This is a genomic window from Rhodococcus sp. OK302, assembly GCF_002245895.1.
GTDB lineage: Bacteria > Actinomycetota > Actinomycetes > Mycobacteriales > Mycobacteriaceae > Rhodococcus_F.
The window spans coordinates 1,029,163-1,042,059 of record NZ_NPJZ01000001.1; the positions used below are offsets into that span (position 1 = coordinate 1,029,163).

5 protein-coding genes and 1 tRNA gene are annotated in these 12,897 nt (G+C 58.0%); 3 read left to right on the top strand and 3 right to left on the bottom strand.

Annotated elements, in window-relative coordinates:
- Window positions 1-111: 111 nt before the first annotated feature.
- Window positions 112-194 (top strand) — tRNA-Leu (locus BDB13_RS04655).
- 245 nt (window positions 195-439) lie between these two features.
- Here the strand turns inward: BDB13_RS04655 and BDB13_RS04660 are convergent.
- Window positions 440-3,379 carry an SIR2 family NAD-dependent protein deacylase gene (locus BDB13_RS04660; protein WP_176459527.1) on the bottom strand — a complete coding sequence of 980 codons (2,940 nt, stop codon included), beginning with the start codon at window positions 3,377-3,379 and terminating at the stop codon, window positions 440-442.
- Between the two features lie 645 nt (window positions 3,380-4,024).
- Complete coding sequence (locus BDB13_RS04665; RefSeq protein WP_094270610.1) at window positions 4,025-5,464, bottom strand: phytoene desaturase family protein; 1,440 nt, start codon at window positions 5,462-5,464, stop codon at window positions 4,025-4,027.
- Window positions 5,465-5,954: 490 nt separating this feature from the next.
- Between BDB13_RS04665 and gltB the strand changes: the two genes are divergently transcribed.
- Both gltB and BDB13_RS04675 read left to right on the top strand, forming a co-directional pair.
- Complete coding sequence (gltB, locus tag BDB13_RS04670; protein WP_094270611.1) at window positions 5,955-10,553, top strand: glutamate synthase large subunit; 4,599 nt, start codon at window positions 5,955-5,957, stop codon at window positions 10,551-10,553.
- Window positions 10,546-11,997, top strand: a complete 1,452-nt coding sequence (locus tag BDB13_RS04675) for a glutamate synthase subunit beta (protein ID WP_094270612.1) — start codon at window positions 10,546-10,548, stop codon at window positions 11,995-11,997. Before gltB ends, BDB13_RS04675 begins: the two co-directional genes overlap by 8 nt.
- Before the next feature lie 75 nt (window positions 11,998-12,072).
- Here the strand turns inward: BDB13_RS04675 and BDB13_RS04680 are convergent, their stop codons facing one another.
- Window positions 12,073-12,846, bottom strand: a complete 774-nt coding sequence (locus BDB13_RS04680; protein ID WP_094270613.1) for a helix-turn-helix transcriptional regulator — start codon at window positions 12,844-12,846, stop codon at window positions 12,073-12,075.
- Window positions 12,847-12,897 lie beyond the last annotated feature (51 nt).

Genomic DNA, 12,897 nt, shown 5'->3' on the forward strand with positions numbered 1-12,897 from the left:
CTGCATGATATCGGTTCCACCCTTTGCAATGCGCTGTGTTCTTCGTTTCAGGTACTGACCTGCACGAATAGTGGTTTCAAATCTCATCGTGATAATGTTTCGACGTTGCCCGGGCGGGTGGCGGAATGGCAGACGCGCTGGCTTCAGGTGCCAGTGTCCTTCGGGACGTGGGGGTTCAAGTCCCCCTCCGCCCACAAAACAAAGGCCGCGAATCCTCACAGGATTCGCGGCCTTTGTGTTTGTCTGGGGGGGGCCGCCGTCGTGCCAGATCGTGACTCGGTCTCCAACTGCTGTGATGCCGCGAGGCTAGTCCCTGAGTGTCAACATGCGCTGGCATGCAGCGGGGGTCGCGCGGGCGTCGAGGGAAACAATTCTGATCACACCGAGGGTGCGTCGCCAACGGGTCGTTTGGTTGGTACGCGCCAGCTGCTCAGAGCTGCTACCTACTTTCTGTGCCGAGGGAGGAACGGATCGCTGTCGAGGCGGCAGAGATGGATTTCGCACGTCTCGCCGCTGACAGTTTGTCGTTGCGTAGTCGATTCCGAAACGCGTCGACGGCAGCGGTCCTCTCCCGACCACTTGGGTAGTTCCACCGATCCGCCAACATGGTGGCTGAGAAATCCAGCAACCTTGAGCTCTCGATTGCTGATGAATTTCCGTTAACGTAATCGTCAATGTATAAAGCAAGCATAAAACTATTTAATGCCCACGCGCTTTCGTGTCCACTTATCGCCTTTTCGGTTTTCTCAAGCCAGCCAGGTTCCTTAATTGAGTAGAGAAGCATGGATGTGCTAACTGCATTCATTCTATCTTCGAAGAATTCCGTATTGTTTGATATCTTATCCAATGTGACTAATAGTTTTCGCGAAGAGAGTGAATTTTCGATACCTCCCGCTACGATTGCGCAAGGAATGATCTGTAACAGCTCGGTAAGAAGTTCGGCGTGTTCTTCGAAGAATTCCGTATCAGTCTCTTTGAGTTCATCTATAATACTCTTCTGTAGATCAATGAATAGTTGATCTTCGCTTAAGAGTCCAAGTAGAGATCCCCATCCGTGCACCACTCGCTCAAGAAGATCCTGTTTCTTCTTCAAGTCGCGAACTTCATCCGAGTCGCGTACCACGGCGGATGCAGTGTCGAGAGCTGACCGAAACCTGGAAAGGTAGGATATTTCTGATTCATCTAGCTCAGGAAAGGGACTCGGATCGCTGTCTGAAAGTGAATCCAACGGATCCATGGATGTTTCGTGAAGATTTGCTTCTTCTGTTTTTGAGTCAAATCCTCCTTCGGTATCATCGTTGATATATTTCACCAAGGAAACCGGCGCATCCATTTTGCTCAGATCCTCATAGACCGGAGGAGAATTAGTACCATCCTTAAAGTCTGATATCAGATCGGTCATCACTTGAATTACGCGCTCATCGCGCCGCATCAGTGCAGCATAGTGCCGTACCACCGGAGCGAACCGCAGCGGATTTAATAGAATGAAATCCAAAAAATCCGGTTCGCGTTGCGCCCATTTTGCTGCGAATAGATGTAAGTAGCTACTTCGGGCAAAGGAAACACCTCCGGATCGAATTGATATCAACCTCTTTTCCGCGAACTCGCGAAGCATATCTGTGGCCGTCTCTGGCCACGCATATGCATTTATGAGTTCACTTATTTTCTCTATTGCTTCACTTTCCGGGAGGATACTGCATTCGCGACGGAAAAAACTCTCGGAAAGCGCCGAGAGGGCGGTGATACTTTGCTCAGCTCCGACGGAGTGCCGAGTGTCTACGGTAGGGTCTCCTCGTCCAACTAGAAGGTTTATGTATTGATCCAAAATTCCAGTTGGAGACGCTTCTGAATTAATTACCTCACCTTTGAGGAGTATAGATATTAGCAAAGTGATGGTAAATGGATTTCGCGGGAGCCGTTCAGCCCGTAATACAGACACAATTTTTTGGGTTACGGAATGGTGCGATAATGGAGCTGCGATTTTTGCTAGCGCAGTTACATCTGAGAAATTTAACTTGCCTACGTACCTGACTTTGCATTCAATTCCTAGGTTCTTTAGCCTGTCTGCAATCTCTGCTTCATCCCCCGTCCTGCATCCAATGAAAAAGTCGGCAGTAGCGGTATTCGATATCTCAATGAGCGTGTTATTGGAAATTTTAGAAACGTACGGCGAAAAATCGTCAATTGCAACTGCCAATTCGGGAAGATCGTCCAATCGACCCTCTATGATGCCTTTATCAAGAGCTTCGCGGCGTAAGAGTCTGTTGAGCGGTTTAGCGCCGGGTTGTCTTTCGTCAAAAGATATATAGATTGGAATTTTAGTGGAAGAAAGCTCCGAGGCGCGAATGGCCAGCCATTTTAGGGTGGTTGTTAGTCCGGAATGTTCGTCACCAACAACTATAGTAACTCCTTTTTGTGTGCATTCGGTGTCTGGGTCAAGGCGTTTTACGCGGGCATCCTCATGTTCACCGTTTTGGTTGATGTACTCAGCGTGAGGCACAGGGAGAAGGATTGGGGGAAGGGCTATTGAATTTAAGCTAATCCCGTCCGAAAAATCCGTTTCCTCGGTAAGTCGAGTAATATTCTGGAGGCAGCCGATCATATCAACTCGAGCCTCAAGTGGGATGTCCCGAACTATACCTGCCGAGTTCTTTTTCGATTGCTCGGATTCAATCTGAAGTCCGGCTATAAAATTGGGAAAATCATCGTACTGCTCTCCATATGAAATGGTTTCTATGTTGGAGTTTACATGTACTTTCCTGAGCTCGGATACTTCATTTTGACGGCACAGTCGGTAGTGCTCGATCTCCGATGCTGGAAAGGTCTTCAAATGCCATTCAAGAAGCTTCGAGAAGTTTGGATCATCCAGTCCCGACCCGAACCCGATATATATAATGGATTTGGTGGCGGATAGCGCCTGCTGAAGGACTTGATGTGCAGAATCGGCTAGTACATCGTGATAGTCAGTGGACGACAGTACAACCGAGTCCCTGTTTGTCCAAACCCCATGAAGATGCACTATGTCGTTCGTTTTTGCACTAATCGCTGCTTGAAATCCGGCAATATTAGTGCGATCAACGGTTGCGCGATTCAATCTCTGCTCCAGCAGAGTGTCATAATTTGTTGTCAATACCACGCAGGCTAGTGCCCCAATGGCATCAATCCATTCTCCGCTTTCGACTTTTAGCGAACCTACAGTCGATCTAAGCCAGTTCGCGGCAGCTTGTTCGCCTAATGCATCAATCTTCTGTGCAACCAGCGTCGCGGCGCTCATAAGCAGGGATATGTCGTCGTCCTGAATTCCAGATTCTAATACATTCTGTGTTGCCGCTTCCCATTTTGTCATGTCTTTTTCGGAATTTTCTACAACATATCTCATTCCCGATCGCAGTAGTCCAATCCATGTAGCGTTTGGATCTCGGTTTGACGCTGAGGCTGAGACGCCCGCTCCAACTATTACGACAGTGCGACCTTCGGTCAGTGCTACTCGGAGGCGATCAACGGCTGTGTCCATGCAAGTCCCTACCTAGGTGAATGTACTCTCTGTACCATAGTCTCTAGATTAGATAATTTCATCGTTATGGTCAAAATAGACAGTTCTGTCTGGTGATTATGCAGTGGCAGTGATAATTTTCTTGGTTGTGCGTGATGTTCAGATCGTTTCTGATGTGTCAGTATGGGGTTGATTGACGACATTGAAACGAAGGGTTGCATAGCGGAACTTTCATGTATTTTCAATATCATTTAGGCTATCCCAAGCTAAGGTCCCTAAGCGTGCACTAAGTGGAAAAGGTTGTGGGGTTGCGAAGACAACCTGAAGGTTGTGTCATTATGGATCCCGCATTAATCTGGACATTATTGACTGGAATAATAGTTCGTTAGGGAAGAAAGATATCGGCTATCATCCTGAGTTTATGTTGGTGGGTGAGTCCGATTGTCGGCAGGTGGGCACACTGCGTCCATGGTCGCCGACTATCGGCCGAGGTGCCTGATTTACGCGCTATGTCGTCCCCGTGGGGACGTTTCAGTTCCGCGACTTCAGGGCTGCACGCGCTGCGTTGTAGCCACCCATCCCGTGGACGCCGCCGCCCGGGGGAGTTGCCGACGAGCAGAGGAAGACGCCCGGAACTCCGGTCGCATAGGGATTGAGCCCGAATCTGGGGCGGGCGATGATCTGCCGCGCAGTGTTCGCCCCCGCCGAGATGTCGCCGCCGACGTAGTTGGGGTTGTAGGCCTCCATCTGGGGAACGCTGCGAACGTGGGTGCCGACGATCCGGTCCCGAAATCCCGGAGCGAAGCGTTCGATCTGCCGAGTGATCGACTCGGTAACATCGCCCGAATAACCATGTGGGACATGTGCATACGACCAGACGGGATGAATATCGCCGACGGATCGTGATGGATCGGCCAGGAATTGCTGACCCAACAGGATGAAAGGCTTCCCGGGCATCTGACCCCGGACGGATCGACGTTCGATGGCAGCGATTTCCGGCATCGTTCCGGCCAGATGCAAGGTTCCGGCTTTCCGGGCGTGGGGATTGGTCCACGGTACGACGCTTCCATCGGAGTCACCGCGCACGGCGTAGTCAACCTTGTAGGCCGCGGGACCGTAGCGGTATTTGCGGTAGGCCCGTGCAATGCGATCAGGCTGCCGACCGTCGAGGAGTCGCGCTGCGGCGTCGGGGGCGAGGTCGAGCATCACGATGTCGTAGCCGGCGAGTTGGGAGTAGTTGGTGACCCAGTTTCCGGTTTCGATCGTGCCGCCGAGGCTGCGCAGGATGGAGGCCAAAGCAGTTGCGATAGATCCTGAACCACCTTGTGCGACAGGCCAACCGTGTGCGTGAGCGCCGGCGCCGAGCATCAATCCGACCGCGCTGGACAGCGGTGCATTTAATGACCCGAACATATGCGCCGCGACGCCGCCGAATAGAGCCCGAGCTTGTGGGGTCTTGAACAGCCGAGCGAAACCCGTCGCGGGAAGCAGGGCACCCGACCCGAAACGCGCGAGCATCAGCGGGTGCTTCGGAAGGTGCACGATCGGCTGGAAGACGTCCTGCACCAATTCGTCGAAGTTCTCGGAGAGATATCCGAAGACGCTGAGCCACTTCTTGCCGTCGACACCCAGTCCTTCTGCGGTTCGATTGATATCGCGCCACAGAACCCCGGCGGTGCCGTCGTCAAGCGGGTGAACGAGGTCGATTTCGGGCCACAGCCAGGTCAGTCCGTGATCGGCGAGACTGAAGTCCCGGTCGAGTTCCCTGAAAAACGGGGAGGCCAGAGCGGTGGGATGAAAAGCGGAGCAGTCGTCGTGGATGAGTCTGTCGACGATGTACTCACTGCTGCGGGTGCCGCCGCCGATCTTGTCGGCGCCTTCGATGACATGGACCTCGACGCCGGCGCGTGCGAGTTGGATCGCTGCGGCCAGACCGTTGGGGCCGCTACCCACCACGACTGCAGTTGTCATTGCACCTCGTTCCCTTGCCGTGAGCGTACGCAAATCACATCAATGGCATTAGTTGCACAGAAAAGTGAGGACAACCCCTTGGTTGATCGCTCAACTTTTGTTAGAGTTCCAAGCACACTGGCCGCAGCTGATCTTTATCGCTGCGGCCAGTTGTTGCATTTATCGCCCTTTTGTCTCCCGCATAGCCTGCTTGCCTGGGGATTCGGTATCCTGTGAAGCGGAACTTTCTGCACGAAACGCAGCCCTGAATCTCTTCGAGGCGCTCTCGGGCGTCAGCATCGTCGCAGCTCAGAGCAAACATAGTGCTACCTTAGTTGCGCACATGCCGGGGTTCTGAATTATCGTTTTTGTTACACGGTTGTCTCTCAGACGTTTCAACCCGGTACTGACACATCGTCGTGTCAGTGCTCTCTACTGACTTGCATTGCAAGTTGATGACCATCAGCGTTGCTGGTCGTCGGTGCATCTTTATGGCATACGAAGGCTAGGTATGAAGCAACTTCCAGGCCCCCAGGGCCTCTATCACCCGTCCAACGAGCACGACTCCTGTGGTGTCGCGTTTGTTGTCGACATGCATGGTCGCCGCAGTCGAGACATCGTCGAAAAGGCGATTACGGCTCTGGTGAACCTCGAGCACCGCGGCGCTGCCGGCTCCGAACCCAACACGGGTGACGGCGCGGGCATCCTGCTGCAGGTTCCCGACAAGTTCTTCCGAGCTGTCGTGGACTTCCCGCTGCCCGCCGAAGGCGCGTACGCAACGGGTATGGCATTCCTGCCGCAGGCCGACACGGATGCTCACGAGGCCGCTGCTGCGGTCGAGAAGATCGTCGTCGAAGAGGGCCTGACGGTTCTCGGCTGGCGTGACGTCGGAACCGACGATTCATCGCTTGGCGCATTGGCGCGCGACGCGATGCCGACGTTCCGTCAGATCTTCATCGGCTCCGAGGGCGACAAGTTCACGGGCATGGACCTCGAGCGTCGTGCTTACGTCGTGCGTAAGCGCACCGAGCACGAACTCGGCTCGGCCGGCGCCGGCAAGGGTGGCCCGGGTAGCGAGACTGTGTACTTCCCCAGCCTCTCCGGCCAGACGTTTGTCTACAAGGGCATGCTGACGACCCCGCAGCTCAAGGGTTTCTACCTGGATCTGCAGGACGACCGTGTCGAGAGCGCCTTGGGCTTGGTCCACTCGCGCTTCTCCACCAACACGTTCCCGTCGTGGCCGCTGGCGCACCCGTTCCGCCGCGTCGCGCACAACGGTGAGATCAACACCGTTACGGGCAACGAGAACTGGATGCGCGCTCGCGAGTCCCTCATCGACAGCGATGTCTTCGGTGGCCGCGAGAACCTGGACAAGATCTTCCCGATCTGCACCGAGGGCGCCAGCGACACCGCTCGTTTCGACGAGGTGCTCGAGATGCTGCACCTCGCGGGTCGAAGCTTGCCGCACGCAATCTTGATGATGATCCCGGAAGCCTGGGAGAAGCACGAGAGCATGGACCCCGCTCGTCGGGCGTTCTACGAATACCACTCCGCGCTCATGGAGCCTTGGGACGGACCGGCGTCGGTGTGCTTCACCGACGGCACCGTCATCGGCGCTGTGCTGGACCGCAACGGTCTGCGTCCGTCGCGTCTGTGGATCACCGAAGACGGGCTCGTTGTCATGGCGTCGGAGGTCGGCGTTCTGCCGATCGACCCGTCCACCGTGGTCCAGAAGATCCGCCTCCAGCCCGGCCGTATGTTCCTCGTGGACACCGCTCAGGGCCGGATCATCAGCGACGACGAACTGAAGTCCGAACTCGCAGCCGAGCAGCCGTACCAGCAGTGGATCGACGAAGGTCTGATCCACATGGACGACCTGCCCGATCACCCGTACACGTACATGTCGCACGAGCGTGCGGTTCTGCGTCAGCAGCTGTTCGGTTTCACCAACGAAGAGGTCAACCTCCTCGTCAAGCCGATGGCTCTCTCGGGCGCCGAGGCTTTGGGTTCGATGGGTACCGACACTCCGATTGCCGTGCTTTCCGCGCGCCCCCGGATGCTGTTCGACTACTTCTCGCAGCTGTTCGCTCAGGTCACCAACCCGCCGCTCGACGCTATTCGTGAAGAGGTTGTCACCAGCCTCGGCGCCACGATCGGCCCCGAAGGCGACCTGCTGCATCCGAATGCGGACTCCTGCAAGCAGATTGCGCTCCCGCAGCCGATCCTGCACAACGACGATCTGTCGAAGCTCGTTCACGTCAACGACAACGGACTATTCCCGGGATTCCGCAGTGTCGTGGTCCGTGGCCTGTACCCCGCCAAGGAAGGCGGCGACGGTATCCGTCGTGCGCTCGAGGGCATCAAGTACCAGGTCTCGCAGGCAATCGAGGGTGGCGCACGCATCATCGTGCTCTCGGACCGTGAGTCCACCGAGGATTACGCGCCGATCCCGTCGCTGCTCCTCACCTCCGCCGTGCATCACCACCTGGTTCTCGAGAAGTCGCGCACCAAGGTCGGTCTCATCGTCGAGGCCGGCGACGCCCGCGAGGTGCACCACATGGCGCTCCTCATCGGCTTCGGTGCCGCAGCGGTCAACCCGTACATGGCTTTCGAAACCGTCGACGAGTTGCTGCAGAACGGCGATCTCGAGGGTCTGACCCTCGAGAAGGGCATCGCGAACTACATCAAGGCCGCCGGCAAGGGCGTCCTCAAGGTGATGTCCAAGATGGGCATCTCGACGCTCGCGTCGTACACCGGTGCTCAGCTGTTCCAGGTCATCGGCCTCTCGCAGGAACTGACGGACGAGTACTTCACCGGACTGCAGTCGCAGCTCGGTGGTATCGGCCTCGATCAGATTGCCGACGACGTCGCAGCGCGTCACCGGATTGCGTACCTCGATCGTCCCGAAGAGCGCGCTCACCGCGAGCTCGAGGTAGGCGGCGAGTACCAGTGGCGCCGTGAAGGCGAGTACCACCTGTTCAACCCGGACACGGTATTCAAGCTCCAGCACGCCACGCGCACAGGGCAATACGAGGTGTTCAAGGAATACACGACTCTGGTCAACGACCAGTCGGAGCGCCTTGCAGCACTGCGTGGACTCTTCGAGTTCAACATCGGCAAGCGGCCGTCGATTTCCATCGACGAGGTCGAGCCGGCCAGCGAGATCGTCAAGCGTTTCTCGACGGGTGCGATGAGCTACGGCTCCATCTCCGCCGAGGCTCACGAGACCCTCGCTATCGCGATGAACCGTCTGGGCGCCCGCTCCAATTCCGGTGAGGGTGGCGAACATCCGTCACGTTTCATCCCGGATGCAAACGGCGACTCGCGTCGTAGTGCCATCAAGCAGGTCGCATCGGGACGCTTCGGCGTCACGTCGCACTACTTGACCAACTGCACCGATATCCAGATCAAGATGGCGCAGGGAGCCAAGCCCGGTGAGGGCGGCCAGCTTCCGGCTCACAAGGTGTACCCGTGGGTGGCTGAGGTTCGGCACTCCACGCCGGGCGTCGGACTGATCTCGCCGCCGCCGCACCACGACATCTACTCGATCGAGGATCTCGCTCAGCTGATCCACGACCTGAAGAATGCCAACCCGCAGGCTCGCGTTCACGTGAAGCTGGTCTCCGAGGTCGGCGTCGGAACCGTCGCGGCCGGTGTCTCCAAGGCACATGCCGACGTCGTTCTGATCTCCGGTCACGACGGTGGCACCGGTGCTACTCCGCTGACCTCCGTCAAGCATGCCGGCGCACCGTGGGAGCTCGGCCTTGCCGAGACCCAGCAGACGTTGCTGCTCAACGGTCTTCGTGACCGCATCGTCGTGCAGGTCGACGGTCAGCTCAAGACGGGTCGCGACGTTGTTGTCGCTGCTCTGCTCGGCGGCGAGGAGTTCGGTTTCGCCACCGCACCCCTGGTGGTCTCGGGTTGCATCATGATGCGTGTCTGCCACCTCGACACCTGCCCCGTGGGTGTTGCGACGCAGAACCCCGTGCTGCGACAGCGTTTCAGCGGCAAGCCGGAATTTGTCGAGAACTTCTTCATGTTCATCGCCGAAGAGGTTCGCGAGATTCTCGCGGAACTCGGTTTCCGCACGCTGCTCGAAGCAGTCGGCCAGGTTGACATGCTGGACACCACGCGCGCTCTCGAGCACTGGAAGGGAAGCAAGGCAGGGAATCTCGATCTGTCGCCGATTCTCACCCAGGTCGAGTCCGCGTTCATGGACCAGGACGTCCACTGCACCGGTACGCAGGATCACGGTCTCGACAAGGCACTCGATCAGCAGTTGATCGTCTCGGCACGCAACGCACTCGACAAGGGTGAGCCGGTCGCATTCGAGTCCGCGATCACCAACGTGAACCGCACCGTCGGCACCATGCTCGGCCACGAGGTCACCAAGGCGTTCGGTGGAGAGGGCTTGCCCGACAACACCATCGACATCACGTTCACCGGCAGCGCCGGTAACAGCTTCGGCGCCTTCGTGCCCCGCGGTATGACCCTTCGCCTCAACGGCGATGCCAACGACTTCGTCGGCAAGGGTCTCTCGGGTGGACGCATCGTCGTACGCCCGCCGCTTAATGCAGCGAAAGGCTTTGTCGCCGAAGACAACATCATCGGCGGCAACGTGATCCTGTTCGGCGCCACCAGCGGTGAGGCTCTACTGCGTGGCATCGTCGGCGAACGTTTCGCAGTCCGTAACTCCGGCGCCACTGCTGTCGTCGAGGGTGTGGGCGATCACGGTTGCGAGTACATGACCGGCGGCAAGGTGGTCATTCTCGGAAAGACCGGACGTAACTTCGGCGCCGGCATGTCCGGTGGCGTTGCATTCGTCTACAACCCCGACCGCGATTTCGAAGCCAACCTCAACACCGAACTGGTGGACCTCGAGGATCTCGAAGGCGACGAGTATGTCTGGCTCAAGAGCGCCATCGAAAGGCACCGCGACGAAACAGGTTCCGAGGTTGCTGCACGCATCCTCGCGGACTGGTCTCAGCAGGTGACCCACTTCGCCAAGGTGATGCCGCGTGACTACAAGAAGGTATTGATGGCAATCAAGGACGCCGAAATTCGCGGCGCAAACGTCGACGAGGCAATCATGGAGGCAGCTCGTGGGTGATCCAAGCGGTTTCCTGAAGCACGGTTCGCGCGAATTGCCGGTCCGTCGTCCCGTTCCACTGCGCCTGCTCGACTGGAAAGAGGTGTACGAGGAGTTCCCGAAGGAATCCCTCAAGAACCAAGCCAGTCGTTGCATGGACTGCGGAATTCCTTTCTGCCACAACGGTTGCCCCCTCGGGAATCTGATTCCCGAGTGGAACGACCTGGTGTACAAGGATAATTGGCAGGACGCGATCGAGCGCCTGCACGCGACCAACAACTTCCCGGAGTTCACCGGTCGCCTGTGCCCCGCACCGTGTGAGGCGTCCTGCGTCCTGGGTATCAACCAGGATCCGGTCACCATCAAGCAGGTCGAGGTCGAAATCATCGACAAGGCCTTCGACGAGGGCTGGGTCAAGCCGGTTCGCGCTGCACGTTCCACCAACAAGCGCATTGCAGTTGTCGGTAGTGGTCCCGCTGGTCTGGCTGCAGCGCAGCAGCTGACCCGCGCCGGTCACTCGGTGACGGTCTTCGAGCGAGCAGACCGCATCGGCGGCCTGCTTCGCTACGGCATCCCCGAGTTCAAGATGGAGAAGCGCCACATCGACCGCCGTCTCGAGCAGATGGAAGCCGAAGGCACCGTCTTCAAGACCAACGTCAATGTGGGCGTAGACATCACGGCTGACGAGCTGCGCGAGCAGTTCGACGCCGTGGTTCTCGCCGGCGGCGCAACCGAAGCTCGCGACCTGCCGATCCCGGGCCGCGAACTCGACGGCATTCATCAGGCGATGGAGTTCCTGCCGATCGCCAACCGCGTTCAGCTCGGTGATCTTGATGCTCCGACCATCGATGCCAAGGGCAAGAAGGTTGTCATCATCGGCGGCGGCGACACCGGCGCAGACTGCCTCGGCACCTCGCACCGTCAGGGCGCAGCCAGCGTCCACCAGTTCGAGATCATGCCGCGTCCGCCGGAGACTCGCGCCGAGCAGACTCCGTGGCCGACATACCCGTTGATGTACCGAGTGGCTTCGGCTCACGAGGAGGGCGGCGAGCGCGTGTTCTCCGTCAACACCGAGAAGTTTGTCGGCACCGACGGCAAGGTCACCGGCCTCAAGGCTCACGAGGTCGAGATGAAGTCGGGTCGCTTCGAGAAGGTCGAGGGCTCGGACTTCGAGCTCGAGGCCGACCTCGTCTTCCTGTCCATGGGCTTTGTCGGACCTGAAAAGCCGGGCCTGCTCACCGATCTCGGTGTCGACCTGAACGAGCGCGGCAACGTCGCCCGCACGTCCAAGTGGAACACCAACATCGACGGCGTTTTCGTGGCCGGCGATATGGGTCGCGGTCAGTCACTGATCGTCTGGGCTATCGCCGAGGGACGTTCCGCAGCAGCAGCTGTGGACGCCTACCTCGAGGGCGCTACCGCCCTGCCGTCACCGATCCACCCGACGGCGGCTCCGCAGCGCTAGAGGCGAAAATGCAGCGCTAAAAGGTCTTCAGACTAAACCGCACCCCACCACGAACGGTGGGGTGCGGTTTGTTGTCTAGGCCGAGATGGGCTGGAAAGTCTGGCGTCGTGCGTCGATCGCGAGTTGGGTGCGGGAGCTACATCCCGTTGCGGCCAGGATCCGACTGACGTACTTCTTGACAGTGTCCGGGGTGAGCATCAACTGCCGGGCGATCGCGGCGTTGCTCAGGCCGTCCGAGACCAATGTGGCGACTTCTCGCTGACGCGTCGTAAGCGTCGCGAACAGGTCGTATCCGGGGAGGACTTCGAGGCTGCGGGTCAAGATGGCGAGCTGTTTGGCCAACAGGCGAAGAGCCAGAATATCTTTCGGACCCAGGGCATCCGCGTCGGGATCGAACAGCCCGATCAATGCGTGCCCGCCCTCGGCGAGATCGAGGTGCATCGCGTTGACCGAGTGCATGTGATGCGGGTGCAGATATTCGTGCACGTAGACCGCCGCCGGCCTGGGTAACCGGCCCAATTCGGAAAGGGATGCGACCCTTGTCGTTTGGAGTTGGCGCCGCGCCTGGGGGAGGCCGAATACGTCGTATCGAGCCCAATGTTCCTGGTAGTTCTCGCGGATGGACTCCCAGCGGTGATCGGCGGCGTTGGTGGCCGTGGCGTTCTTGTCGGTGAACTGGCTCTCGAAGGTGTCGCCCACGAAGCAGGACGCATACCGGACCGGAAAGACCGCGGGTATCGCCTCGACAATGACGTTCCGAAATTCCGTCACCGTTCGCACCGAGTTGCAGCTCTCGAGGACCGCGAAGACTCGCTCGTATTCCGCGGTGGTCAACGCGATGTCACTCACTGATGTCCCCCAAAGTGCACTGTTTCTGGAATAGAACTAATTCTATCGTCG